Raw genomic sequence first — 26,777 nt, forward strand, 5'->3', positions numbered from 1 at the left:
GTGCGCTCACACGCGCCGCCACTCGGTCAACCCGCCGGGTTTGTCTTCAAGGGCAACGCCGGCATCGAGCAATTCGGCCCGGATCCGGTCTGCTGCCGCATAGTCCTTTGCCTGCTTGGCGGCGATGCGCGCGGCGATCTTCGCTTCGATCGCGACGGGCTCGAGCGCGCCTTCGGCTGCAGCACCCGCTGCCTGCTGCAGGTATGCACGCGGTTCGCGTCCGAGCAGCCCGAGCACCGCGCCAAGCGCGCGCAATTGACGGGCCAGCGCGGGGTCGCGCGTGCGGTTCACTTCGGTGGCCAGCTCGAACAGCACCGACACGGCCACCGGCGTGTTGAAGTCGTCGTTCATTGCCGCCTGGAAACGCTGCGCGTGCGCTTCGTTCCAGTCGAGCACGGCGCTATCGGGCGTCACGTCTTTCAACGCCGTGTACAAACGCGCGAGTGCATTGCGCGCGTCGTCGATATGTACGTCGCTGTAGTTCAACGGCGAGCGGTAATGCGCGCGCGCGATGAAGAAACGCACCACCTCTGCATCGTACTGCGCGAGCACTTCGCGAATCGTAAAAAAATTGTTCAACGACTTCGACATCTTCTCATTGTCGATCTGTACGTAGCCGTTGTGCATCCAGTAATTGACGAATGTTTGTCCGGTCGCGGCCTCACTTTGCGCGATCTCGTTTTCGTGGTGCGGAAACTGCAGATCCTGGCCGCCACCGTGAATGTCGAACTGTTCACCGAGCAGCGTGCAGCCCATCGCCGAGCACTCGATGTGCCAGCCGGGACGACCGCGCCCGTACTTCGAATCCCAGCCGCTGTCGGCCGGTTCCTCGGGCTTCGCCTGCTTCCACAGCACGAAGTCGAGCGGGTCCTGTTTCGCGTCGTTGGCCGCCACGCGTTCGCCAGCGCGCAGGTCTTCGAGCGACTTGCCCGACAGCTTGCCGTAGCCTGCGAATTTGCGTACCGCGTAGTTGACGTCGCCGTCGCTCGCCTGGTAGGCGTAGCCGTTTTTCTCGAGCGTCTCGATCATGCCGAGCATCTGCGGAATGAAGTCGGTCGCGCGCGGCTCGATGTCCGGACGCTCGATGCCGAGCGCGTCCGCGTCTTCATGCAGCGCGGCGATGAAGCGATCGGTCAGCGATTTGATGGTTTCACCGTTCTCGACTGCGCGCTTGATGATCTTGTCGTCGATATCGGTAATGTTGCGCACGTAAGTCACGTTGTAGCCAAGCGCACGCAACCAGCGCTGCACGATGTCGAACACGACCATCACGCGCGCATGACCGACGTGACAATAGTCGTACACGGTCATCCCGCAGACGTACATCCGCACGACACCTTCGCGCAGCGGCACGAAAGTCTGTTTGTCACGCGCGAGCGTGTTGTAAATGCGCAGAGATTCCATAGAGAGCGGTGCGTGGGCCGAAAGAAGTCCGCATTGTGCTTCATGCGCGCCGCGACCCGCGAAACGAACAGGATAACGGGTGCATCGCATACAGCTGAAACCGGCGCACCTCGTGCGGCGATCAGGCTGCGAACCGGGCGGAGACGGCCACGAGTGGCGAAAAGACAGTCGGCGGTTCGACGGAACGCGCAGACCTTTTGTTAGAATGGCTCGGAGTATAACATCCAGACCTGAGCCTATGAAACACTCAAGCGGCCGCGCGCACAGCGCTGCGACCCTCGCCGCGACTGCGTTTGGCAACGTTGTCGGTGGCGTTACTTTCGAAGCGGCGCGTGCCCTCGCGTGGCGCGTCACCGTCGTTGCCGCACTTGCCGCGGTGCCGGTCGCGAGCGCTTATGCGCAGAAGACCGCGGTGATGCCGCAAGGCCCCGCCGTGCGTGACAATACGCCGGAAATCGACGCGTCGATCGCGCAGAAAAACTGGCAAGCCGCGCTGACCCAACTCGATGCGCGCGTCGCCGCGAATCCGCGCGACGCACAAGCGAAGTTCAAACGCGCAAACGTGCTCGTGCATCTGAATCGCGACGACGAAGCGATCACGGCGTTCACCGAACTCACGCAGCTGTATCCCGAGTTGCCCGAGCCGTACAACAACCTCGCCACACTCTTCGCGAGACAAGGCCGTCTGACCGAAGCGCGCGCGGCGCTCGAGATGGCCACCCAGGTCAATCCGAACTACGGCCTCGCGTTCGAGAACCTCGGTGACCTCTATCTGCGCCTCGCCGATGCCGCGTACCGTCGCGCGGAGAGCCTCGGCAAGGCGAGCCCGAGGACCGCGCAGCGTCTCGCGGATATCCAGAAGGTCGTGTCGCCGGCAACCCCCGCTGCCGCGGCGTCACAGCCTGCCGCCGAGCAGACGACCGTGCCCGCCGCGCACCCCACGTCGAACATCACGGACAGCCCGAGCTTCCAGTTCGGCGGCCCGAATGGCTCGCTCGCCATGCCGCCGTACATGGCGCCGTCGCGCTGAGCGCCGGGCTCGTTGCCTGCCGCAAGTTTTCTCCAACCCCGAGGACTTTCATGAAATGGTTGATGTTGGCGCTCGGCAGCGCCGCCCTGATCGCAAACGCACCCGCCTTTGCGCAGTCCGGTTCGCAGGCCGCTCATCCTTCCGTGCTGCTGAAGACGTCGGAGGGTGACATCCGCGTCGAGCTGTATCCCGAGAAAGCGCCAAAGACGGTCGCCAATTTCCTCGACTACGTGAAAGCCGGCCAATATAGCGGCACGATCTTCCATCGCGTGATTCCGGGCTTCATGATCCAGGGCGGCGGCTATACGCAGAGCTTCGTCGAGAAGCCGACGCGCGCGCCGATTCCGCTCGAGAGCCGCACCGGTCTGAAGAACACCGCTGGCACGATCGCGATGGCGCGCACCAGCGACCCGAATTCGGCCACCGCGCAGTTCTTCATCAACACGGTGGACAATGCCAATCTCGACTACCCGAATCCGGACGGCAACGGCTACGCGGTATTCGGCAAGGTCACGAGCGGCATGGACGTCGTGAAACGCATCGAAGCCACGCCCACCACCACGCGCGGCCCGATGAGCGATGTGCCGCAGAAGCCGGTCGTGATCCAGTCGGCGACGGTGGTGAGCAAGTAAAAACGAACGGGCAAGCGAACCCGCGCGGCCGAAGTCCGGCCCCAACCAACGCCCCGGCGCGGCCGGTCGTCAGCACATGACGACGCGCCGCGCCTTTTATCCACCTGTTCATCAAAGGATTCCATCATGGTTGAACTGCATACGAACCACGGCCTCATCAAACTCGAGCTGAATGCCGAAAAGGCGCCGAAGTCGGTCGAGAACTTCCTGAACTACGTGAAGGCCGGCCACTACGACAACACGGTGTTTCACCGCGTGATCGACGGCTTCATGATCCAGGGCGGCGGCTTCGAACCCGGTATGAAGCAGAAGCCGACGGCCGAGCCGATCACCAACGAGGCGAACAACGGTCTGAAGAACGAGAACGGCTCGATCGCAATGGCGCGTACCAACGACCCTCATTCGGCGACCGCGCAATTCTTCATCAACGTGAACGACAACGACTTCCTGAACCACTCGTCGCCGACGCCGCAAGGCTGGGGCTATGCGGTGTTCGGCAAAGTCGTCGAAGGCATGGACGTGGTCGAGAAGATCAAGAAGGTCAAGACCGGTTCGAAGGGCTTCCATCAGGACGTGCCGGTCGATGATGTGGTGATCGAAAAAGCTGTCGTCGTCGGCTAAACCGTGAGTGAGTCGCGCCTCATGCGGGCGTCGACTCCTTTGAACTGAAATCAGGCACCTTCAATGCTGCAAGAGACGCCGCTGCGAAGCGTCGCCGCGGGCGTGCCAGGCGAGGGCCAACGCCCGCACGCCGCGCGCCCTTTTTTCTTCCTCTCCGATCTGCATCTGAGCGAGGCGATTCCGCGCACGGTCGCCGCGTTCGAGCATTTCATCGGCGTGAGCGCGGAAGCGGCCGACTCGGTGTTCATCCTCGGCGACCTGTTCGAGTACTGGGTCGGCGACGACATGCTGAGCGAGCCGTTCGTCGCCCATATTGCGGCGCTGCTGCACACGCTGTCCGAGCGCGGCATCGCGCTTTACATCATGCACGGCAACCGCGACTTTCTGCTGGGCAAGCGCTTCATGAAAGCGGCCGGCGCGATCTGGCTGCCCGATCCGTTCGTGATTACCGCGTTCGGCACGCGCATTGCGCTCGCCCATGGCGATGGTCTGTGCACCGCGGATCGCGGCTATCAGTTGTTCAGGTGTTTCGCGCGCAATCGACTCGCGCAGATTCTGTTTCTCGCGTGGCCGTTTCGTTGGCGTCGCAAGCTCGCCGAGAACATGCGCTCGAAGAGCGAGCATGGCCGCACGCGGCCGATGCCGATCAAGTATGACGTGACCCCGCAAGGTGTCGCCGCGCTGTTCAGGAAATCGAAGACCGCGACGATCATTCATGGGCATACCCATCTGCCCGCGCGGCATCGCGAGCCGGGCGGCACGCGCTGGGTTCTGCCCGACTGGGATCTCGATCACGGCGAGCGCCGGGGCGGCTATCTGAAGATCGATGCCGACGGGATTCGAGCGTTGCCGCTGGATTGACCTCGTGGGTACGGCGTGCGCTTCGCGCTGCCGAGGCGCCGATACCTAGCGCTCCCCCGCCAGCCCCTCCACCTTCCCCGCGATCGCCGCCGATAGCCGCCGCAAATCGAGCAACGCCGCATCCGCGCCTTGCAGACCTTCGAGGCTCGTGCCGAGCCGCTCGAGCGCATCGACGATTTCATCGATACGTCGCGCCTGAGTAGCCGCATGGTCGATCAGACCGTGAATCGCGAGCGAAACCGGATCGTCCGCGTTGGGCGTGATGCCGTATGCGCAAAACGCGCTGATTTCGCTGCCGCGCTTCGCGTCACGCGCGGCGTTGTTCGCATTCGGGTTCGCACCGTTCGCACCGTTCGCAGCCGCCGCGGCCGGCACGATGATCCGCGCCGGATTGCCGAGCGCCGTGCCACGCGCGGGCACCGGCTTCGTCACGACCGCGTTCGATCCGATCTTCGCGTCCGCGCCGACGGTGAAGCCGCCGAGCACCTTCGCGCCCGCACCGACGATCACACCACGCTCGAGCGTCGGATGCCGCTTCGCGCCGCGCGTGAGCGACGTGCCACCGAGCGTCACACCCTGGTAGATCGTGCAGTCGTCGCCGATCTGCGCGGTCTCGCCGATCACGACGCCCATGCCGTGATCGATGAACACGCGCCGCCCGACGCTCGCGCCCGGATGAATCTCGATGCCGGTCATGAAGCGCGCCATCTGGGACACGAAACGCGCGAGCCAGCGGCGCTTCGCGCGCCAGCACGCGTGAGCGATCCGATGCAGCACGAGCGCGTGCAGCCCCGGATAACACGTAAGCACTTCCCATGCGCTGCGGGCGGCGGGATCGCGCTCGCGGATGGTGGCAACATCTTCGCGAAGTCTCGTGAACATGGCAGGGACTGTATTGTTGGGGGAAAACCGTCTGCGTGAGCGAATCCGCGCGGTTTGCGCATGCGGGACTCTGCGTTTCGCGCCATAGCTAACGGCATCGCTGCCGCTTAGCACGGCGGCAGCTTTGCTTCTAACGTTTCGTGGATTGTAGGGCGATTGCGCGAAACCTGCCGGAAGTCCCCGTCACCTGCAAGGTTGTCGTCAGACGAAGGCGGCGCATCAGGTGCGCCGTCACGGGCTGGTCAACGGACCGTCAGCCGGTCCGCCGGGTCTTGAGCAGGATGTGCTTGGCGATGCCGCGCACGATGTTGACCTCCTCGCGCTCGAGGCCCGAGCGCGCGAAGAGCCGCCGCAGCCGTGACATCAGCTTCTTCGGATTGGCCGGATCGAGAAACTCGAGCGCGACCAGTGCGCTTTCCAGATGCGCGAACATGCTCTCGATCTCGTCGCTGGCCGCCATCTGCGCGCGTGGAGCGGCGGATTCGGCCGGCGCCGCGTGTGCTCCCGCGGTGGGTGCGCCGTCGCTCGCTTCGTCGGCGCCGAGGTACGCGGTGCGTAGCTCGTAGGCGAGCACCTGCACCGCCTGCGCGAGATTGAGCGAGCTATAGGCCGGATTGGCCGGAATATGCGCGATCGCGCTGCATCGCTCGACGTCCTCGTTCGACAAGCCCGTGCGCTCGTTGCCGAACACCAGCGCGATCTCGCCGTGCATCGCCTCTGCGTGAGCGGCGGCGGCAGCCGCACGCGGCGTCCATTGCGGCGGACCGTATTCGCGCAGCCGCGCGGTCAGCGCAATCGACCAGTGCACGCCAGTCAGTGCATCGGCGAGCGACGGCACCACGTGCACGGAGGCGAGTACGTCATCGGCGCCGCTCGCCATCGCGATCGCTTCGGGGTCGTTCTGCACGTTCGGCACGCGCGGCGACACGAGCACGAGCCGCGAAAAGCCCATGGTTTTCAGCGCGCGCGCCGCGGCGCCGACATTGCCCGGATGGCTGGGCTCGACCAGCACGAAACGCGTCGACGTGAAGCCGCCGCGCAAATCGGCCACGGCGGGGTCGGAGGAATGGTGGGTGTGATCCACGATGAAACTCGGCTGGCTAGGACTCAAGACGCGTATGGTAGCGCCAACGGGCACTTATGCCGAATCAGGCGCACGCGCGAGCCACGCGCGCGGACGAGGGCGCAGCATCGGACCGGCACCGGCGGGCGCCTGTGCGGTACATCAGCCGCACGTGAGCGAGCATGCGCGAGGGCGCCCGGACTCAGGTAAAATACCGCTTTTCGCGTCCGGCGCCGACGTTTGCTGAAGCTTGCGTCGAACCGGTCGCACCGTTCTTATTCAATTCGTCTCCGTCGACGGAATGCTCTCCGGTTTGATAGCCGGTCTGCTGTTCCGTGCTGTTTTTGCGTCGTTGCGGCGCCCGTCAGCGCAGTTTCGCGCTTATTTACCGGCCGGCAGCCGTGCTGCCCCGGCACAAGGATCAGTTTATGCATCCCATGCTCAATATCGCTGTGAAGGCCGCGCGCCGCGCAGCTCAGATCATCAACCGCGCATCGCTCGATCTCGATCTGATTCAGGTCAGCAAAAAGCAGCACAACGATTTCGTCACGGAGGTCGACAAAGCGTCCGAAGCGGCGATCATCGAAACGCTGAAGACCGCTTATCCCGATCACGCCATCCTCGCCGAAGAGTCGGGCAAGTCGGACCACGATTCCGAATACCAGTGGATCATCGATCCGCTCGACGGCACCACCAACTTCATCCACGGCTTCCCTTACTACTGCGTGTCGATCGCGCTCGCGCACAAGGGCGTCGTCACGCAGGCCGTCGTCTACGATCCGACCCGCAACGATCTGTTCACCGCATCGCGCGGCCGTGGCGCGTTTCTCAACGATCGCCGCATCCGCGTCGCCAAGCGTGACCGCCTGGCCGACTGCCTGATCGGCACCGGCTTTCCGTTCCGCGCGCAGGACAGCCTCGAATCGTACGGCCGTCAGTTCGCCGAGATGACCGAAGCCTGCGCCGGCCTGCGCCGTCCGGGCGCCGCCGCGCTCGATCTGGCCAACGTCGCGGCCGGCCACATGGACGGCTTCTTCGAGCAGGGCCTGAACGCATGGGACGTCGCGGCGGGCAGCCTGCTGATCACCGAAGCCGGCGGCCTGGTCGGCAACTACACCGGTGATTCGGAGTTCCTGCACGTCGGCGAAGTCGTCGCGGGCAACCCGAAGGTCTACGCGCAGATGGTTCCAATCCTGTCGCGCTACAGCCGCACGCGTCAGCAGTCGGCGTAAGGTGCGCCGCCGCGGCCGGTCCGCGGCAACGCATAACGGTTGCAAAGAAAAGCGGCTTCGGCCGCTTTTCTGTTGGCGGCGCTCCAGTGTCCGGAGCGTCGTGCTAAAAAGCGGGAAGTCATTCGGGGCGGTACTCGGCCGGGACCGTTCCCTGCTCCATGCCGCTTTGACCCTGCCCGACTTTCGCCCCGGGCGCAGCCTCCAATCTGCCCCATGAAAAAAGGCTTCCATACGATCATCGCGGCACAGTTCATTTCGTCGCTGGCCGACAATGCGCTGTTGATCGCCGCCATCGCCCTGCTTTCCGTGATGCGCTCGGCCGCGTGGGTTACGCCGCTGCTGCAGATTTTTTTCACGATCTCGTACGTGCTGCTCGCGCCGTTCGTCGGCGCGTTCGCCGATTCGATGCAGAAGCGTCACGTGATGTTCATCTCCAACGCGCTGAAAGCGAGCGGCTGCCTGATGATGATTCTGGGCGTTCATCCGATGATCGCCTACGGCGTGGTCGGCTTCGGCGCAGCCGCGTATTCGCCCGCCAAGTACGGCATCCTCACCGAGCTGCTGCCCGCCGAAAAGCTCGTGCAGGCGAACGCGTGGCTCGAATCGGCGACGGTGCTGTCGACGATCGCCGGCACGATGCTAGGCGGTGCGCTGATCAGCACCGTCTTCGAGCATTTCGTCACGCGTGCGCATATGCCGCTGATCCGCTCGGCCGCCGATCTCGCGATGGGCGCGGTCATGCTCACCTACGCGATCGCCGCCGCGATCAACATCTTCATTCCGGACACTGGCGCGCGCTATCCGAACCGGCTGACCGAGCCGAATAAGCTGGTCGGCGATTTCCATCACTGCTTCCGGGTGCTGTGGGCCGACAAGCTCGCGCAGATCGCGCTGTGGGTGACCACGCTGATGTGGGGCGCCGCCGTGACGATGCAGTTGCTGGTGCTCAAATGGGCGAACGTGAACCTCGGGCTGTCGTTGTCGAAGGCGGCGGTGATGCAAGGCGTGACCGGCTTCGGCATCGCGATCGGCGCGGCGGGCGCGGCCGCGCTGATTCCATTGCGCCACTCGCTGAAGGTGTTGCCGGTCGGCGTGCTGACGGGCGCGGTGGCGATCGCGATGGCCTTTTACAACAAGGACCTGTTCCCGGCGGGCGCGGGCCTGCGCTTCGGCACGCACGTCGCGCCCTACTACATTCTGCTGGCCTATCCGCTGATGATCGTGCTCGGTGCGTTGTCGGGCTTTTTCATCGTGCCGATGAATGCGATCCTGCAGCATCGCGGCGCGACGCTGCTGTCGGCCGGTCACTCGATCGCCGTGCAGAATTTCAACCAGAACCTCGCGGTGCTGCTGATGCTCGGCGTGTACGCGCTGCTGCTCACGGCGAAGATGCCCGCGCAGTGGATCATCGTCGTGTTCGGCACCTTCATCACGCTGCTGATGTGGCTCGCGAAACGCCGCAGCGCGGCGAACGAACGCAGGGTGGACATGCGGGCGATGATCGAGGAATGAATGCATCACGGTGCTCCAGCAATGACAGCGCGAGGCTCGGCTCGACGGCCGTAACCCGCCGCGACGGCGCGCACCCCCCGCTTTGATCGAATCGGTCATGCTGACATTCAGCTCTTGTGTTGGGCATCGTCCGTTCGGCCAGGGTCCGCTCGCCGCGCCGGCGGGTTAAACTCACGCCCTGAGCATCTACCGCAAGAAGACACGAAGGATGGGTATTCAAACCGCAGCGGCCAACGACGTCGCACAACACACGCCGATGATGCAGCAGTACCTGCGCATCAAGGCGGAGCATCCGGGCACGCTGGTGTTCTACCGGATGGGCGACTTCTACGAACTCTTTTTCGACGACGCGGAAAAAGCCGCGCGCCTGCTCGACCTGACGCTCACGCAGCGCGGCGCGTCGGCGGGCAATCCGATCAAGATGGCCGGCGTGCCGCATCACGCTGTCGAACAGTATCTGGCCAGGCTCGTGAAGCTCGGCGAATCGGTCGCGATCTGCGAACAGATCGGCGACCCGGCCACCTCGAAAGGCCCGGTCGAGCGCAAGGTCATGCGCGTGGTTACGCCTGGCACGCTGACCGACGCCGCGCTGCTGTCCGACAAGAGCGACGTCTATCTGCTCGCGCTGGGCGTCGCGCACAATCGCCGCGGTGTCGCCACGAGCGTCGGTCTCGCATGGCTCAATCTCGCGAGCGGCGCGCTGCGCCTCGCCGAAGTCGCGCCCGATCAGGTCGCCGCCGCGCTGGAGCGCATCCGTCCCGCGGAAATTCTGGTCGCCGACGCCACCGCCGATTCGACCAGCTGGACACCGCCTGTCAACGCCAGCGCGCTCAAGCGTGTACCGGCCTGGCACTTCGATATCACCTCGGGCACGAAGCGCCTGTGCGACCAGCTCGAAGTCGCGAGCCTCGACGGCTTCGGCGCGCATTCGCTCGGTTGCGCGTGCGGGGCGGCCGGCGCGTTGCTGCTGTATGCGGCGTCCACGCAGGGCCAGCAACTGCGCCATGTGCGCAGCCTGAAGGTCGAATACGAATCCGAATACATCGGCCTCGATCCCGCCACGCGCCGCAACCTCGAACTCACGGAGACACTGCGCGGCACCGAATCGCCGACGCTGTGCTCGCTGCTCGACACCTGCTGCACGACGATGGGCAGCCGCCTGCTGCGGCACTGGCTGCATCATCCGCCGCGCGATTCGGCGGTGGCGCAGGCACGTCAGCAGGCGATCGGCGCGTTGCTCGACGCGCCGCCGGGCGCCGATCTCGATACCTTGCGCAGCGCATTGCGGCAGATTTCGGACATCGAACGGATCACCGGACGTCTCGCGCTGCTGTCGGCGCGGCCGCGCGATCTGTCGAGCCTGCGCGATACCTTCATCGCGCTACCTGCATTGCGCGCGCAGCTCGCAGCGGTGGCCTCGAACGCGGATTCGCTCGCGCGCATCGACGCGGCGCTCGAACCGCCGCACGCGTGCGCCGATTTGCTGAAGCTCGCGGTCGCGCAAGAGCCGGCCGCGATGGTGCGCGACGGCGGCGTCATCGCGCGTGGTTATGACGCCGAGCTCGACGAACTGCGCGATATTTCGGAGAACTGCGGACAGTTCCTGATCGATCTCGAAACACGCGAACGCGCGCGCACCGGCATCAGCAATCTGCGCGTCGAGTACAACAAGGTGCACGGCTTCTATATCGAAGTCACGCGCGGCCAGACCGACAAGGTGCCGGACGACTATCGCCGTCGGCAAACGCTGAAGAATGCCGAGCGCTATATCACGCCCGAGCTGAAAACCTTCGAGGACAAAGCGCTGTCCGCGCAGGAACGCGCGCTCGCGCGCGAACGCGCACTGTACGACGCGTTGCTGCAATCGTTGCTGCCGTTCATTCCCGACTGTCAGCGCGTTGCGCTCGCGCTCGCCGAACTCGATCTGCTGGCCGCGCTCGGCGAACGCGCTCGCGCGCTCGACTGGGTTGCGCCGACGTTCTCGGCGAACGCGGGTATCGACATCGAGCAGGGTCGTCATCCGGTGGTCGAGGCGCAAGTCGAGCAGTTCATCGCCAACGATTGCTCACTCGCGACCGAGCGCAAGCTGCTGTTGATCACCGGTCCCAACATGGGCGGTAAGTCGACTTTCATGCGGCAGACCGCGCTGATCGCGCTGCTCGCTTGCGTGGGCAGCTATGTACCAGCGCGGCGCGCGGCCTTCGGACCGATCGACCGCATCTTCACGCGCATCGGCGCGGCCGACGACCTCGCCGGCGGCCGCTCGACCTTCATGGTGGAGATGACCGAAGCCGCCGCGATCCTCAACGACGCGACATCGCAAAGCCTCGTGCTGATGGACGAGATCGGCCGCGGCACGTCGACGTTCGACGGCCTCGCGCTCGCGTGGGCGATCGCGCGCCACCTGCTCGCCCACAACGGCTGCTACACGCTGTTCGCGACGCACTATTTCGAGCTGACGCAACTACCCGCGGAGTTTCCGCACGCGGCCAACGTGCATCTGTCGGCAGTCGAGCACGGGCACGGCATCGTGTTCCTGCACGCGGTCAACGAAGGGCCCGCCAATCAGAGCTACGGTCTGCAGGTCGCGCAACTCGCCGGCGTGCCGAACGCGGTGATCCGCGCGGCACGCAAGCATCTCGCGCATCTGGAGCAGCAATCGGCCGCGCAGCCCGCGCCGCAACTCGATCTGTTCGCCACGCAGCCTGCCATGCTCGCCGAAGACTCGGACGACGACCACGAGGCGGCGAGCGACGCAACGCCCGCGTCGCCTGCGTCGCCCGCGATGCAGACACTCGTCGAGCGTCTGCGCGGCATCGATCCGAACGATCTGCGGCCGCGCGAAGCGCTCGATCTGCTGTACGAACTGCATGAACTGGCCGTCGCGCTGGATGCGGACCACTGACACGCCGGGACACCCGCCGCGCCCGCGCGGGCTTCGCGCGGCGCTGCGCCACGTGCTCGCACCGGCAGGCGGCATCGTCGTGCTCGTGGCAGTGTGCGCATGGACCGCGCCGGCGCACGCTGAGGCCTCGCGCTTCGCGTTCGCGGTGATTTCCGGCACGATGCACAGCCCCGCCGACGAAGCCGCCACGCAACGGCTGCTCGAGGCGATCGGCCGCGAGCGCGACGTGCGCTTCATCGTCTACGACGGCAATCTGAAGGGGCCGAAGGAAGTTTGCCGCGACGCGCTGTTCGAGCGCCGCCACGCGCTGCTCGACAGCTCGCGCACTGCCCTCTTCTTTATCCCCGGCCAGCATGACTGGGTCGATTGCGGCACGGCGGAAGCCGGCGGCTTCGATCCGGTCGAGCGGCTCGACCAGTTGCGGCAAACGCTGTTCGCCGATCCAACGTCGATGGGGCAGAACCCGATCGCGTTGACGCGCGAGAGCGAGGTGTCGCGCTTCCGCCCGTTCCGTGAAAACGTGCGCTGGGTGGTCAACGAAAAAACGAACGACAAAGCGAACACCAAAGCCGGCGACATCGTCTTCATCGGCCTGAACGCGCCGGGTCCGAACAACCGCTACCTGAGCGCGGGCGGCCGCAACGGCGAGTTCGAAGATCGCGTGATCGCCAACGCATTCTGGCTCGAGCACGCGGCCGAATACGCGAAGCGCCGCGACGCGCGCGCGATCGTCGTGTTCATTCAAGGCGACTTCGACCCGGAGCGCTACGAGCGACCCGAACGGTTCGCCTGGCTGCACTTCGCACATAGCTCGCGCCGCGACGGCTTTCTGGAATTCAAGCGCAGTCTGCTCAAGCTCGCGCAGATTTTCCCCGGACCCGTGGTCGTCATTCATGCAGACGAGGACCGGCCGGCCGGCGGTTTCGTCATCGATCAGCCGCTACGCAACGACAAGGGGATGGTCGTGACGAACCTCACGCGCATTGCGCTCGCGCCGCATGATCGTCTCAACCAATGGATTCAGATAGAAGCGGATTTCGGCAGGAAGCCGCCGTTCAGAGTCAGCGTGCGCGACGTGCCGAAGCAGATGCCGCTGCCCACCACGCCGCCGGTCTTGCCGCCCGCATCGCCGCGCGACGAATCCGGCGCGTCGATGCCGGTTGCGCCGGAGATGCCGAATGTGGAAGGTTTCGGGCCGGCGTCGGAATTGCCGCCCGTATTGCAGACGCCTGGAGAGTCGCAGGAGCAGCAGCCGCGCATCCCGTCCGACCAGGGCGGCGGCGACTATGGGCCCGCTATCTCGATGCCGCCGGGTTCGATACTGCCAGCCTCGCCTGCGTTGCCCGCATCGGTGCCGTCTGCCCCCGCGACGACACCGCGCATGCCCGCAAGCTCAGTGCAGGGTCGGTTTTGAGCTGTCTTCTTCGTCCTCGTCTTCATCGTCGTCGAGAACTTCGAGGCCGTCCGCGCCATGCGCGTGCTCGTGCTGGATTTCGTCTTCAGTTGCCGGACGCACGTCTTTGACGGTCAACGCGAAACGCAGCGCCATGCCGGCGAGCGGATGATTGCCGTCGAGCACGACCTTGTCTTCCGCGACGTCGGTCACCACGTACACCAGCGCATCGATTTCCTCGTCGCCATCTTCGGGGGTGCCTTCGAACTGCATGCCGACTTCGAGCGGTTCCGGGAAGCGATCGCGCGGCTCGATCTTCACAAGGTCAGGATCGTATTCGCCGAACGCGTCTTGCGGCTCAAGCTGGATCTGGGTCTCGAAGCCAGCCTCGTGGCCGTCGAGCTCTTCCTCGATCTTGGGGAACGTGCCATCATAGCCGCCGTGAAGATAGACCATCGGCTCTTCGCTTTCCTCGATCAGATTGCCCTGCGCATCCGACAGCTTGTAGGCGACCGACACGACGGTGTTCTTTGCGATTTTCATTCGATTCTCCAGAATACAACTCACATTATACGATGCCCAGGCGGCCCACCCACCTCCCGGCCGATGCAGGTTCGGCACGCAATTCGCCGTCTGCTGCAAAGCCGGCCACGCGGCCCATTCTTCCGCCCTCGCCCGACGTTCCGACCGCACTTCTCGGCCATCTGAGCCCGTCGCAATTCATGCGCCGCTACTGGCAGAAAAAGCCGCTGCTGATCCGTCAGGCGATTCCGGACATCGAAGCGCCGCTGTCGCGCGACGAGCTGTTCGAGCTGGCCGATCGGGACGACGTCGAAGCGCGCCTGATCACGCACTTCCGCAACAAATGGCAGCTGGAGCACGGCCCGTTCGCGCCCGACGAACTGCCGTCCGTCAAACAGCGCGCATGGACACTGCTCGTGCAGGGCGTGGATCTGCAGGACGACCGCGCGCGCGCGTTGCTCGACCGTTTCCGTTTCGTGCCGGACGCGCGTCTCGACGACCTGATGATTTCGTATGCGACCGATAGCGGCGGCGTCGGCCCGCACTTCGATTCCTACGATGTGTTTCTTTTGCAAGTAAAAGGCAAGCGCCGCTGGCGCATTAGCGCGCAGAAAGATCTGACGCTGCAGCCCGGCTTGCCGTTGAAGGTTTTACAGCACTTCGAGCACGAACAGGAGTGGGTACTCGAGCCCGGCGACATGCTGTACCTGCCGCCGCACATCGCGCACGACGGCATCGCCGAGGGCGAATGCATGACCTGCTCGATCGGTTTTCGCGCGCCCTCCGAAAGCGAGCTGACCGCGCAGTTCCTGTACCACCTGGCCGAGCGCGGAGAGGCCACGGGCAAGGCGGGCGCCCTTTATCGCGACCCACGGCAGGCCGCCGTCGAACAGCCGGCCGAGTTGCCCGCGGCGCTCGTCGAACGGGTGGGCGCGATGCTTGCTAAAGTGCGATGGAATGAGCAGGACATTGCGTCGTTCCTTGGCACGTACCTCAGCGAACCCAAGCCGAGTGTCGTCTTCGATCCGCCGCAACGGCCGCTCAACGAAGCCCGTTTCATCGGCGCGGCGTCGAGATCCGGTCTACGGCTCGATCGCAAGACTAACCTGTTGTATGAACGACGTTTTTTCTTCGTAAATGGAGAAGAAATATCGTGGACCGGCGTGAAAAAATGGCTGTTTGAACTCGCAAATCTGCGGTGCATGAGTGCGATACGCTTTGTAACACTATCACACGATTCATCGGTGACAGCACTGCTACACGAGTGGTATTGTGCGGGCTGGATACAGGTAGGCGAGATTGCGTAACTCTGCCCGCCTGTTATACCGTACGGTGAAATTTTGTATGAGAAAGACAACGTATTGACCCGCATTTATCGACTGTCAGTACGAAAGTGCATATAATTTCCGCCCAAGCCGTAGGGAAGATTCCAGCTCGTCAAAAGAGCATCTCCACCAGCGGCCCAGGTCGGTGTTGGAGCACATTACCGGTTTTATTTTGCGCTGTTGCTTACCTTTAAACCATAAAAGGACGTGATCATGAAGAAATCCCTCCTCGTAGCATCCCTGTTGGCAGTTGTGGCACTCGCTGCATGCAACAAGAGCAACGATCAGGCTGCTGCACCGTCGGAAGCTGCGTCCGCACCGGCGGCAGCATCGCCTGCTGAAGCAGCATCGCCGGCAGTTGCGGCATCGCCGGCCGAAGCAGCATCGCCGGCCGAAGCAGCATCGCCGGCCGAGGCAGCATCGCCGGCTGAAGCAGCATCGCCGGCAGCAGGCGCAAGCCAGTAAGCCGCAACGGTTCGGCGCTGTAGCGGCGCTCCCGCTACAGCGCCTGCGCACGAAACGTTTGGAGGCTGGCCGGAAACGGCGCGGGCCGCAAACGGGCAAAGAAAAACGCCACGGATTCACATCCGTGGCGTTTTGTCATTCAGGGCCGCTTTCCGCTGCGGAGCTCGTCGCATGTGTGGAACACATCCCCCTATCGAACCGGCGCCGCTGGCCCAGCGCTCTCCTCAAAGAACTCACGCACCACGTCGATCTCGCGGGTGCGCTTGAACGGCGGCAGACTCTGCCAGATGCGGCGGCCATAAGGTTTATCGACGAGACGTGTATCGCAGATCATCAGCACGCCACGATCGGTCTCCGCGCGAATCAGCCGGCCGGCGCCCTGCTTCAGCGTGATGACGGCCTGCGGCAGCTGATGCACGGCGAACGGGCTCAAGCCCTTCTTCGTCAGTGCGTCGAGCCGCGCGGCCAGCACGGGATCGTCCGGCGGCGCAAACGGCAGCTTGTCGATCACGACCAGCGACAGCGCGTCGCCGCGCACGTCCACCCCTTCCCAGAAGCTCTGACTGCCGACCAGGATCGCATTGCCGTAGGCGCGAAAGCGGTCGAGCAGTTCGGTGCGGCTCGCATCGCCCTGCACGAGCAGCGGATAGTCCCAGCCGCGCGACTCGATCGCGTCGCGCAGCTTCGCCGAGATACGATCCACCGCGCGCAGCGTCGTGCACAGCATGAAGACGCCGCCGCCCGAGGCTTCGATCGCGGGCAATGCGGCATCGAACACGGCGTCGGTGAACATCGGCGATGACGGCTGTGGCAGATTGCGCGGTACGTACAGAAGTCCTTGCGATGGATAGTCGAATGGGCTCGGCAATGTCATCGAGCGCTTCGAGTTCAAGCCCATCTGCGCCGCATAGTGCGTGAAGTCGCCGCGCACCGACAGCGTCGCCGATGTGAAGATCCACGCGCGCGGCACGCCGGCGCGCTGCTTCGCGAAAATCGGCGCGACCGACAACGGCGTTTCGTGCAGTTGCACCGTGTGCGAGAACACCTCGATCCAGCGCACCTTTTCATTCGGATCGGCGCGCTCCGCGCTGGCGTCACCCTCGCGGGTCGCAACCGCGTCGCGTTCTGCACTCGTGGGTGGCGTGGTCCAGCCGCTCAGCACGTCCTGCAACTCGCGCGCGCGACGCAAACACGCGCCGAGCGATTCGGCTCGCTCGGCCTGGCCCGCCAACGCCGAGGCCAACGCGTCGAGCTCGGCCTCGAGCGTCTCGAGCGCGGCGAACAGCGGGTGATCGTCGGGCAGCTGGCCGATCGACAGACGCACCGAGTCTTCCTTGAACGCGAGCCGCACGTCGCGCGCGGCGCGCTCGAGCGTCGCGCCGAGCTTGACCCAATCGACCGCATCGCGTGCGTGACCGAGGCCCTCGGCCACCGAATCGCGTGCGAGTTCGAGAAACTGCGCGGTCGATAGCGTCTCGCCGAAAAACAGCGTCGCGGTTTCGGGCAACTGGTGAGCTTCGTCGAAGATGACTGTATTCGCAGTCGGCAGCAGCTCCGCCATGCCGGTATCGCGCAGCATGATGTCGGCGAAAAACAGATGGTGGTTGACCACCACGATATCGGCCTGCTGCGCTTCGCGGCGCGCCTGCATCACGAAGCAGTCCTTGTAGTGGGGACACTCCTGGCCGAGACAGTTGTCGCGCGTCGACGTGACCATCGACCACACCTGCGCCGTTTCCGGCACGCTCGCGAGTTCGGCCTTGTCGCCGGTGCGCGTGATCTTCGCGAAGCGCACGATGTCCTGCAGATACGAGGTCTCCTGGCGCGACGGCAGACGGCCGTTGTCCGCGGTGCGTTGCAGGTAGTAATGGCACAGGTAGTTCGCGCGGCCCTTCAGCATCGCGACCGACACCGGCACCGCGAGCGCGTCGCGCACGGTCGGAATGTCGCGCTGGAACAGCTGATCCTGCAGATGCTTGGTGCCGGTCGAGACGATCACCTTGCCGCCCCACAGCATGGCCGGCACGAGGTACGCATAGGTCTTGCCGGTGCCGGTACCCGCCTCTACGATCAGCGTATTCTCACCACCGTCGACGCCATCGGCTTGCGCGTTGCTCCCGGTCGACTCAGAGACGGCTTCAGCGCCGGTCTGCTGCAGGCGCCGCGCCGGGCGCTTCTGCGTCTCGAACATCGCGGGCTCGGGCATCGCGCGGCCCGACGCCTCCATCGCCGCGGCAACCGCGCGCGCCATCTCGATCTGCGACGCACGCGGCCGATAACCGTCGATCTGCCGTGCGAGCAGACCGTTGTCGGCGAAGATGTCGTCGAGCTCGCTCGCGCGGCGCCCATTCAGCGACACACCTGGCACCGGTGCTGCCGCGCGCGGCGCGGGCGTGCCCGAAGCAGATGCGTTGTCCGGCGCGGCCCGGGATGAAGTGTCATGCGATGAATTCAAGGCAAGCGTTCCTGCTAAGTCCGGCTCGCGCGCTGCGCGCCCGGCGCCTGCCAGGCCGCGAACTCAGGCGCGCGCGTCCGGTTCGAGCTGCAATTGCAGCAAGATGATGGTGTCCTTGACTTTAAGTTTGCGCTTTTTCAGGCGCTGCAACTCGAAGTCGTCGATGCCGGGTTCATCCGACATCCGGTCGATCAACCGGTCGAGTCCACTATGCTCCGATTCCAGTTGCAGAATGCGGTCGCGAAGTGTGTTTGCGTCGATGACGTGATGACGATCGCGCATGCTCGCCTCCTCTGGTCGGCGGCACGAACCGCGTGCGCGCGGTCCGATGCCTGAGGTTGCTGTCCGCCTCAAAACGCATTACGGCGACTACGGCGGCCCTGGCCACGACCGCCACGGCTTACTCTACGATACAGCCACTACAGCACGCTTACTGTTGCTCTTGTTGCTGCTTTTGCTGCTCTTCGAGCTGTTGCTGCTTCAACTCGTCCTGACGCTTCTGCCCGGCCTTCTCGGTGGCCTGCTTTTGACGTGCTTCGACATCGAGCTTGTGCTGCGCGGCCTCGGCCTGCTTCCGCTCGAAAGTCTCCTGTTTCTGCTGGCGCTCCGCGGCCTTTTGCGCACCCTGCCGACGCGCTTCCTCGAGCTTGCGCTGGTAGTCGCTCTGCTTCTGGTCGTAGGCCTTCTGATTGGCCGCCGCCTGCGCAGGCGTGACACCATGCTGCGCCTGATCGAGCGCGTGCTGGCGCTGCTTCTCCTCGTAGGCCTGCGCATTGGCTTCGTGCTGCGGTGCCGCGGCGTTGCGCTGCGCCTGATCGAGCGCGTGCTGACGTTGCTTCTCCGCGTAGGCCTGCGCATTGGCTTCGCGCTGCGGCGCCTCGGCGTTGTGCTGCGCCTGATCGAGCGCGTGCTGACGCTGCTTTTCCTGATACGCCTGCTCGTTGCGCGCGTCTTCGGCGGCACGTTGCGGCGCTTCCGCCTCGTTTTGCGCGCGCCGCAACGCGGTGCGTTCGTCGCGTTCACGGGCGCGCTGCGCACGCTGCTCGGCGTCGAGCGCGAGCTGTTCCTTGCGGATGTCCGCCTGCACGCTGCGCATCGCGTCGCGCGCGCGGTTCAGACAGTGATTGACGAAGAAGCGGCTGTAGCAGTTGTGTTGCGCGACAGCGAATTGATAGTTGTTGTCGTCGGTGCGCTGATTGAGCACCTGTTGCCGCTCGTCGAACGACTTGTCCAGCACGGCTACGTCACTTGCGCTTTGAGGGCCGTCGGCGGTTGCGGCGGCTTGCGGGCCCGAGCCCGCGACGGGCGCCGTACCTTGCGCCGGCGTCGCACTTTGCGCCACGGCCGACACCGGCACGACGAGCGCTGCGGCGATCACGCACGACGCGGCAGCCGTTAGAGCCGACCGACCGAACGAGCGCAAAGAAACCAGCGGCAATTGAGACGAACCCGGCGGTGAACCCGGCAGTGAACCTGACGCCAGCGAAGAGACCAGGCGGTTGAGGGACAAGGAGATTGGCAACGTCGTAGAGGGTCAACGGAACATGCCCGAAATTCTAACACCCCACGGTTGAGCCCTTTGGCATTTATGGCAAAATGCCCCGCTCTAGCAACCTGGTCGCGGCGCACGCCCGGCCTGCCCCGATTTGCCGCCCGCGCGCGGCCCATCACTGAGTCCGCAGGAACACCAAGACCTTATGACGGAAACCGTAGCACTCAAGATCGTCCAACGCATCGCCACCGAACTGTCCGTCCAGCCGCGCCAGGTCGCGGCCGCAGTGGAACTTCTCGACGAAGGCGCGACCGTTCCGTTCATTGCCCGTTATCGCAAGGAAGTGACCGACAATCTCGACGACACGCAACTGCGCAATCTCGAGGAACGCCTAGTCTATTTGCGCGAGCTGGAAGACCGGCGCGCGGCAATCATCGCGAGCATCGACGAACAGGGCAAGCTCACCGACGAGCTGCGCGGCGCGATCGAAGGCGCCGACAGCAAACAGGTGCTCGAAGACCTCTATCTGCCATACAAACCGAAGCGCCGCACGCGCGCGCAGATCGCGCGCGAAGCCGGCTTGCAGCCGCTCGCCGACGCGCTGCTCGGCAATCCGCTGCTCGATCCGCAAGCCGAAGCCGCGGCGTACGTGGACGCGGACAAAGGCGTCGCCGAAGTGAAGGCCGCGCTCGACGGCGCGCGCGACATCCTTTCCGAACAGTTCGGCGAGACCGCCGAACTGCTCGGCAAGCTGCGCGACTATCTGTTCAACCAGGGCGTGGTGTCGTCGAAGGTCGTGGAAGGCAAGGAAACGGCGGAAGAAGAGAAATTCCGCGACTACTACGACTACGCCGAAACGATCCGCACGGTGCCGTCGCATCGCGCGCTCGCACTGTTCCGCGGCCGCAATGCCGGCGTGCTGATGATCAAGCTCGGCCTCGGCGAAGAGCTCGACGCGCAGGTGCCGCACCCGGGCGAAGCGCTGATCGCGCGGCACTTCGGCATCGCCAATCAGAACCGCCCCGCCGACAAGTGGCTCTCCGACGTGTGCCGCTGGTGCTGGCGCGTGAAGGTGCAGCCGCACCTCGAAAACGAGCTGCTGACCAATCTGCGCGACGAAGCCGAACACGAAGCGATCCGCGTGTTCGCGCGCAATCTGAAGGACCTGCTGCTCGCGGCGCCGGCTGGTCCGAAGGCCGTGATCGGTCTGGATCCGGGCTTGCGCACCGGCGTGAAGGTGGCGGTGGTCGACCGCACCGGCAAGGTGCTCGCGACCGACACGATCTACCCGCACGAGCCGCGCCGCGACTGGGACGGCTCGCTCGCGAAGCTCGCGCGAATCGCCGCGCAAACGCAGGCCGAGCTGATCAGCATCGGCAACGGCACCGCGTCGCGTGAGACGGACAAGCTCGCGAGCGAGCTGATCGCGCGTCATCCGGAGCTGAAGCTGCAGAAGATCGTCGTGTCCGAAGCCGGCGCGTCGGTGTACTCGGCGTCCGAGCTTGCCGCGAAGGAATTCCCCGCCATGGACGTGTCGCTGCGCGGCGCCGTGTCGATTGCGCGACGTCTGCAGGACCCGCTCGCCGAGCTCGTGAAGATCGAGCCCAAGGCGATCGGCGTCGGCCAGTATCAGCACGACGTGAACCAGCGCGAACTCGCGCGCTCGCTCGACGCGGTCGTCGAAGACTGCGTGAATGCGGTCGGCGTCGATGCGAACACCGCGTCGGTCGCGCTGCTCGCGCGGGTGTCGGGTTTAAACGCAACGCTCGCGCGCAACATCGTCGACTATCGCGATGCGAACGGGCCGTTCCCGTCGCGCGAGCATCTACGCAAGGTGCCGCGTCTCGGCGACAAGACCTTCGAGCAAGCTGCCGGCTTCCTGCGCATCAATAACGGCGAGAATCCGCTCGACCGTTCGTCGGTGCACCCGGAAGCGTATCCGGTCGTCCAGCGCATCCTCGCGAAGATCAGTAAGCAGGTCGGCGAAGTGCTCGGCAATCGCGACGCGTTACGCGGACTGTCACCCACCGAATTCGTCGACGAGCGTTTCGGTCTTCCAACCGTGCGCGACATCCTGGTCGAACTCGAGAAGCCGGGCCGCGATCCGCGTCCCGAGTTCAAGACCGCGACGTTCCGCGAAGGTGTCGAGAAGGTCAGCGATCTGATCCCGGGCATGGTGCTCGAAGGCGTCGTGACGAACGTCGCGGCGTTCGGCGCGTTCATCGACGTCGGTGTGCATCAGGATGGCCTCGTGCACGTGTCGGCGATGTCGACAAAGTTCGTGAAGGACCCGCATGAGGTCGTGAAAGCCGGTCAGATCGTCAAGGTCAAGGTGCTCGAAGTCGACGTGAAGCGCCAGCGTATCGCACTGACGATGCGTCTCGACGACGAACCCGGTGCAGCGGCCGCGCGCAGCGGCGGCGGTGCGCAGCAGGATCGCGGTGGCTCGGGCGGCAGCTTCAATCGCGGCGGAGCGGGACGCGGTGCGCCGCAACGCTCGCGCGAACCGGAGCCGGGCGGCGCGATGGCGGCTGCGTTTGCGAAGCTCAAGCAGAAGTGAGCGTCACGGACCGGAGCACGTCGTCGCACGCGCTCCGGTCCGTGACATGACTGCGTCGCGCGCTCAACCGCTTGCACGCGCGCATGAACAAAAAGCCCACGCAATGCGTGGGCTTTTTGTTTGCGCTCCCGCACGTCACGCGCGAGCCGTCAAATCTCGATCTTCGTTCCCAGTTCCACGACCCGGTTAGCCGGGATGCTGAAGAAGTCAGTCGGCTTCGCGGCGTTCTGATGCATCCACGCGAACACACGCTCGCGCCATACCGACATGCCCGGCAATTGCGTCGGCACCACCGTTTCGCGTGCGAGGAAGAATGACGTGTCCATCAATTCGAAGCTCATGTCGTGCGTGCGGCCGACGTCGAGCAGCACCGCCTTCACGTCGGGCGTTTCGTTAAAGCCGTAGGCTGCCTTCACCAGCCACAGGCCACCGTTCATGTCCTTCACGGTCACGCGATCGGCGTCCTTCACGTACGGAATGTCGCGCGTGACGAAGGTCAGAAAGATCGTGCGCTCGTGCAGCACCTTGTTGTGTTTCAGATTGTGCAGCAAGCTCACCGGCACGAGCGAATCGCTGCCGGTCAGATAGATCGCGGTGCCCGACACGCGATGCGGCGGATGCGCGAGCAGGCCTTGCAGGAACGGCATCAGCGGAATACCGTCGGCGGCCGTGCGTTCCTTCACGATCATCCTGCCCTTGAACCACGTCATCAGCAGGAAGAACAGCAGGCCGCCGATGCACAGCGGCAACCAGCCGCCCTCTTCGACCTTCAGCAGGTTCGCGCCGAAGAAGCCCAGGTCGACCACCATGAACACGCCGATGATGAGCCCAACCAGCAGTTTGTTCCAGTTCCACACCTTCACCATCACGACGCAGGCAAGGATCGTCGTGATCACCATCGTTGCCGTCACCGCGATACCGTACGCGGCCGCCAGATTGTCCGAGCTCTTGAACGCGATCACGATGCACAGGATGATGAACAGCAGCATCCAGTTCACGACCGGCACATAGATCTGCCCGATCGCGAGTTCGGACGTGTGCAGGACCTTCATGCGCGGCACGTAGCCGAGCTGGATCGCCTGGCTCGTCAGCGAGTACGCGCCCGAAATCACCGCCTGCGACGCGATCACCGTCGCGACCGTCGACAGCACGACGAGCGGCAACAACGCCCAGTCCGGCGCGAGCAGGAAGAACGGATTTTCGATCGCCTTTGGGTCGTGCATCAGCAGCGCGCCCTGGCCGAAGTAGTTCAGCACGAGCGAAGGCATCACGAGCACGTACCACGCCATGCGGATCGGCTGCGCGCCGAAGTGGCCCATGTCCGCGTACAGCGCCTCCGCGCCGGTCAGCACCAGCACGACCGAGCCGAGCACCACGTAGGCCTGCAGCACGTGCGCGGCCATGAACGTGTACGCGTAGTAGGGATTGAGCGCCTGGATCACATTCGGCGACTGCATGATGTGCCACAGGCCGAGCACGGCGAGCACGAGGAACCAAAGCGTCATGATCGGCCCGAACAGACGGCCGACCGTGGCCGTGCCGTGCCGCTGGATCCAGAACAGCACGATCAGGATCACGACGGTCAGCGGAATCACCAGATGCGCCAGATGCGGCGCGGCGATTTCGAGACCTTCGACCGCCGAGATCACCGAGATTGCCGGCGTGATCACCGCGTCGCCGTAAAACATGCAGGCGCCGAAGATGCCGAGCATCATCAGAAGGCCGGCCATTTTCGATTTCTGATCGACCGAGCGCATCGCCAGCGCCATCAGCGCGAGGACGCCGCCCTCGCCGTTGTTGTCGGCGCGCATCACGAACAGCACGTACTTGACGCCGACCACGATCACGATCGCCCAGAACAGCAGCGAAATAACCCCAAGGATCGACTGATCGGTCAACGGGATGCCGTGCGACGGACTGAAGGCTTCCTTCAGCGCGTACAACGGGCTCGTACCGATGTCGCCGAACACCACTCCGATCGCGGCAATCGCAAGGGAAGGCAGTGGCTGTTTGTGTACGTGATTGTTATCTGTCATGGACGCGAGGAAATCCGTTCCCGGGCGGAAAAAACGACCGCTATTTTAAACTGCCCATCCGGTACCGCCCGGCTTGTTGTGGATACGCCACGTGGATGTCCGCGCAGTGTAGCACTGCGATATGGACGCGCCTGCCGCGGTGCGGACGTCCTGGCGCCGCGCGTGACGCATAAAAAAACGGAGCCCGACTGGGCTCCGTTTTGTGACACCGCGATGACGCACGAGATCCGATGCGACAAAGCGTGAGGCGCGCGGCTTCGCGTCAATTGCCCGACGCCTCATCGGCCTGGGCGATGCCGCGCTTGATCCACGCGCCGAGGTTATGCGGACGCACCGTGTCCCACTCCTCGAACGGCTGATGAATCCACGGGTTGGTCGGCAGATACTGCACGTGGTAATCGGGCTTCACCTTCGAGCATCCCTTGTACCACAGCACGGCCGAGCGCACCGCGGTGATGGCCGGATAGCGTTCCTTCAGATGCTGCTGCACGCGCGCGAGCGTGACGCCGGAATCGACGAGGTCGTCGACGAGCAGCACGTTACCGTGCAGTTCGCCGCGCGTCATCGTGATGTATTGCGCGATGTCGAGTTCGCCCTGCTGCGTGCCCGCTGCCTCGCGATAAGAGCTCGTTGCCAGAATCGCCAACGGCAGATCGTAGATGCGCGACAGCTGGTCGCCGACGCGCAGACCGCCGCGCGCGAGGCACAGGATCTTGTCGAACTTCCAGCCCGATTCGTGCACGGCAAGTGCGAGCATCTCGATCAGCCGGTGATATTCGTCCCAGCCGACCCACAGGTTCTTGTCGTCGTTGCGCGGATCTTTCATCGCGATCATGGGTACACCTTGCATCGCTTAGACCTTGAACGGATGACGCAGCAGAATCGTTTCGTCGCGGTCCGGACCGGTGGAGACCATGTCGATCGGAATGCCCGCGACTTCCTGCACGCGCGTCAGGTACGCACGCGCGTTGGCGGGCAGCTTGTCCCACTCCTTGATGCCGACCGTGCTTTCCTTCCATCCCGCAAAGGTTTCGTAGACCGGTACGCAGCGCGCGACTTCCGTCGCGCCGCGCGGCAGCAGATCGACGTTGTGGCCGTCGATCGTGTAGCCGACGCACAGCTTCACTTCGTCGAGACCGTCGAGCACGTCGAGCTTGGTCATACACAGCCCCGTCACGCCGTTGATCTGGATCGAGCGACGCAGCGCGGAGACGTCGAGCCAGCCGGTGCGGCGCGGACGGCCGGTGACCGAGCCGAATTCCTTGCCGACGGTGGCGAGTTCGAGGCCGATCGGGTCCTGGCGCGAGGCATTGTCCGCATCGTACAGTTCGCTCGGGAACGGGCCCGAACCGACACGCGTGCAGTACGCCTTCGTGATGCCGACGATGTAGTTGAGCTTCTGCGGACCGACGCCCGCGCCCGCCGTCGCGGCACCCGCGACGCAGTTGCTCGAGGTGACGAACGGATAGGTGCCATGGTCGATGTCGAGCAGCGTGCCCTGCGCGCCTTCGAACAGCAGATTGCCGCCGTTCGCGTTGACGTCGTAGAGACGGCGCGACACGTCGGTGACCATCGGCTTCAGTCGGTCGGCGTAGCTCAGCATCGTGTCGAGCGTTTGCTGGAAGTCGACCGCGGCAGCGCCGAGGTACTGCGTGAGCACGAAGTTGTGATAGTCGAGGTTTTCGCGCAGACGCTCGGCGAAGGCTGGCGCGTCGAACAGGTCCTGCACGCGCAGGCCGCGGCGCGCGACCTTGTCTTCGTAGGCCGGGCCGATGCCGCGGCCGGTCGTGCCGATCTTGCTCGCGCCGCGGCGCGCTTCGCGGCCCTGGTCGATCGCGATGTGGTACGGCAGGATCAGCGTGGTGGCTTCGGAAATGAAGAGGCGCTTCTGGACGTCGATGCCGGCGGCTTCGAGTTCGCCGATTTCCTTGAACAGCGCTTCCGGCGACAACACGACGCCATTGCCGATGTAGCACGCGACGCCGGGATGCATGATGCCCGACGGAATCAGACGCAAGATGGTTTTCTTGCCGCCGATGATAAGCGTGTGACCGGCATTGTGACCGCCCTGGAAGCGAACGACGCCCTGAGCGTGGTCCGTCAGCCAGTCGACGATCTTGCCCTTGCCCTCATCACCCCATTGGGTACCCACGACGACGACGTTGCGCCCGGGGTTCACATTCACTGCGCTGGCAGACATGTTGTTTCGTAAGCTGGTTAAAAACGTATTTTACCTGGGTTCGCGGAAGCTTCCGGAATTTTTCCGTTTCCGCTCAACGGTATGCACGTTATGTTGAGTATTGGAAGGGATGCGCGGCCGCGCAGAGTCGCTCGACCGCGCGCGATTCGGGCGGTGGTTGCGCCGCCCTCGGGCGAACGTCGGGGGA

The 26,777-nt window shown here is 64.5% G+C and carries 21 protein-coding genes; 11 read left to right on the top strand and 10 right to left on the bottom strand.

Features of this window, described 5'->3' with window-relative positions:
• Nucleotides 1–6: 6 nt before the first annotated feature.
• Nucleotides 7–1,404, bottom strand: a complete 1,398-nt coding sequence (cysS, locus tag HDG34_RS01830) for a cysteine--tRNA ligase (protein WP_184057267.1) — start codon at nucleotides 1,402–1,404, stop codon at nucleotides 7–9.
• Nucleotides 1,405–1,642: 238 nt separating this feature from the next.
• Here cysS and HDG34_RS01835 point away from each other — a divergent pair, with 238 nt between their 5' ends.
• The 4 genes from HDG34_RS01835 (at nucleotide 1,643) to HDG34_RS01850 (ending at nucleotide 4,548) form a co-directional block, all read left to right on the top strand.
• On the top strand, nucleotides 1,643–2,434 hold the full coding sequence (locus tag HDG34_RS01835) for a tetratricopeptide repeat protein (RefSeq protein WP_184057269.1): 792 nt from the start codon (nucleotides 1,643–1,645) through the stop codon (nucleotides 2,432–2,434).
• 50 nt (nucleotides 2,435–2,484) lie between these two features.
• Entirely contained in the window at nucleotides 2,485–3,066 is a 582-nt protein-coding gene (locus tag HDG34_RS01840) for a peptidylprolyl isomerase (RefSeq protein WP_184022474.1), read from the top strand.
• 126 nt (nucleotides 3,067–3,192) lie between these two features.
• Nucleotides 3,193–3,687, top strand: coding sequence for a peptidylprolyl isomerase (locus HDG34_RS01845; RefSeq protein WP_090800697.1), 495 nt, complete (start codon nucleotides 3,193–3,195; stop codon nucleotides 3,685–3,687).
• Between the two features lie 63 nt (nucleotides 3,688–3,750).
• Nucleotides 3,751–4,548, top strand: coding sequence for a UDP-2,3-diacylglucosamine diphosphatase (locus HDG34_RS01850; protein WP_184057271.1), 798 nt, complete (start codon nucleotides 3,751–3,753; stop codon nucleotides 4,546–4,548).
• A gap of 45 nt (nucleotides 4,549–4,593) precedes the next feature.
• On the opposite strand, the gene cysE is transcribed toward HDG34_RS01850, so the two are convergent.
• A complete protein-coding gene (gene cysE / locus HDG34_RS01855; protein ID WP_184057273.1) occupies nucleotides 4,594–5,430 on the bottom strand; it encodes a serine O-acetyltransferase in 837 nt (278 codons plus the stop codon).
• Nucleotides 5,431–5,683: 253 nt separating this feature from the next.
• A complete protein-coding gene (locus HDG34_RS01860; protein WP_090800702.1) occupies nucleotides 5,684–6,514 on the bottom strand; it encodes an RNA methyltransferase in 831 nt (276 codons plus the stop codon).
• Between the two features lie 407 nt (nucleotides 6,515–6,921).
• Here HDG34_RS01860 and HDG34_RS01865 point away from each other — a divergent pair, with 407 nt between their 5' ends.
• From HDG34_RS01865 to HDG34_RS01880, 4 genes are all read left to right on the top strand, one after another.
• On the top strand, nucleotides 6,922–7,725 hold the full coding sequence (locus HDG34_RS01865) for an inositol monophosphatase family protein (RefSeq protein WP_184057275.1): 804 nt from the start codon (nucleotides 6,922–6,924) through the stop codon (nucleotides 7,723–7,725).
• Nucleotides 7,726–7,938: 213 nt separating this feature from the next.
• A complete protein-coding gene (lplT, locus tag HDG34_RS01870; protein ID WP_184057277.1) occupies nucleotides 7,939–9,237 on the top strand; it encodes a lysophospholipid transporter LplT in 1,299 nt (432 codons plus the stop codon).
• Between the two features lie 208 nt (nucleotides 9,238–9,445).
• A complete protein-coding gene (gene mutS / locus HDG34_RS01875) occupies nucleotides 9,446–12,142 on the top strand; it encodes a DNA mismatch repair protein MutS (protein WP_184057279.1) in 2,697 nt (898 codons plus the stop codon).
• Entirely contained in the window at nucleotides 12,108–13,556 is a 1,449-nt protein-coding gene (locus tag HDG34_RS01880) for a hypothetical protein (RefSeq protein ID WP_260320975.1), read from the top strand. Before mutS ends, HDG34_RS01880 begins: the two co-directional genes overlap by 35 nt.
• Here the strand turns inward: HDG34_RS01880 and HDG34_RS01885 are convergent.
• A complete protein-coding gene (locus HDG34_RS01885; RefSeq protein WP_184048969.1) occupies nucleotides 13,536–14,078 on the bottom strand; it encodes a peptidylprolyl isomerase in 543 nt (180 codons plus the stop codon). The two genes, HDG34_RS01880 and HDG34_RS01885, sit on opposite strands and share 21 nt — an antisense overlap.
• 32 nt (nucleotides 14,079–14,110) lie before the next feature.
• On the opposite strand from HDG34_RS01885, the gene HDG34_RS01890 reads away from it, so the two are divergent.
• Both HDG34_RS01890 and HDG34_RS38850 read left to right on the top strand, forming a co-directional pair.
• Complete coding sequence (locus HDG34_RS01890) at nucleotides 14,111–15,364, top strand: cupin domain-containing protein (RefSeq protein ID WP_184057281.1); 1,254 nt, start codon at nucleotides 14,111–14,113, stop codon at nucleotides 15,362–15,364.
• Nucleotides 15,365–15,595: 231 nt separating this feature from the next.
• The gene (locus HDG34_RS38850; RefSeq protein WP_167368596.1) at nucleotides 15,596–15,847 is read left to right on the top strand and encodes a hypothetical protein; all 252 of its coding nucleotides are present in this window, start codon (nucleotides 15,596–15,598) and stop codon (nucleotides 15,845–15,847) included.
• 190 nt (nucleotides 15,848–16,037) lie between these two features.
• Here the strand turns inward: HDG34_RS38850 and HDG34_RS01895 are convergent, their stop codons facing one another.
• From HDG34_RS01895 to HDG34_RS01905, 3 genes are all read right to left on the bottom strand, one after another.
• Nucleotides 16,038–18,302 (bottom strand): ATP-dependent DNA helicase, encoded by a 2,265-nt coding sequence (locus HDG34_RS01895; protein ID WP_184057283.1) that lies wholly within the window; start codon nucleotides 18,300–18,302, stop codon nucleotides 16,038–16,040.
• A gap of 63 nt (nucleotides 18,303–18,365) precedes the next feature.
• Nucleotides 18,366–18,584, bottom strand: a complete 219-nt coding sequence (locus tag HDG34_RS01900) for a DUF465 domain-containing protein (protein WP_013089766.1) — start codon at nucleotides 18,582–18,584, stop codon at nucleotides 18,366–18,368.
• Between the two features lie 148 nt (nucleotides 18,585–18,732).
• A complete protein-coding gene (locus HDG34_RS01905; RefSeq protein WP_184057284.1) occupies nucleotides 18,733–19,680 on the bottom strand; it encodes a hypothetical protein in 948 nt (315 codons plus the stop codon).
• 319 nt (nucleotides 19,681–19,999) lie between these two features.
• Between HDG34_RS01905 and HDG34_RS01910 the strand changes: the two genes are divergently transcribed.
• On the top strand, nucleotides 20,000–22,354 hold the full coding sequence (locus tag HDG34_RS01910; protein WP_184057286.1) for a Tex family protein: 2,355 nt from the start codon (nucleotides 20,000–20,002) through the stop codon (nucleotides 22,352–22,354).
• Between the two features lie 149 nt (nucleotides 22,355–22,503).
• Here HDG34_RS01910 and HDG34_RS01915 read toward each other — a convergent pair whose 3' ends face one another.
• The 3 genes from HDG34_RS01915 to HDG34_RS01925 form a co-directional block, all read right to left on the bottom strand.
• Nucleotides 22,504–24,390, bottom strand: coding sequence for a potassium transporter Kup (locus HDG34_RS01915; protein ID WP_090800715.1), 1,887 nt, complete (start codon nucleotides 24,388–24,390; stop codon nucleotides 22,504–22,506).
• A 262-nt stretch (nucleotides 24,391–24,652) separates the two neighbouring features.
• A complete protein-coding gene (locus HDG34_RS01920) occupies nucleotides 24,653–25,225 on the bottom strand; it encodes a phosphoribosyltransferase (RefSeq protein WP_167368598.1) in 573 nt (190 codons plus the stop codon).
• 18 nt (nucleotides 25,226–25,243) lie between these two features.
• Nucleotides 25,244–26,590 carry an adenylosuccinate synthase gene (locus tag HDG34_RS01925; RefSeq protein ID WP_090800717.1) on the bottom strand — a complete coding sequence of 449 codons (1,347 nt, stop codon included), beginning with the start codon at nucleotides 26,588–26,590 and terminating at the stop codon, nucleotides 25,244–25,246.
• Between the last annotated feature and the right edge of the window lie 187 nt (nucleotides 26,591–26,777).

This window comes from Paraburkholderia sp. HC6.4b (genome assembly GCF_014200875.1).
GTDB classification, from domain to species: domain Bacteria; phylum Pseudomonadota; class Gammaproteobacteria; order Burkholderiales; family Burkholderiaceae; genus Paraburkholderia; species Paraburkholderia tuberum.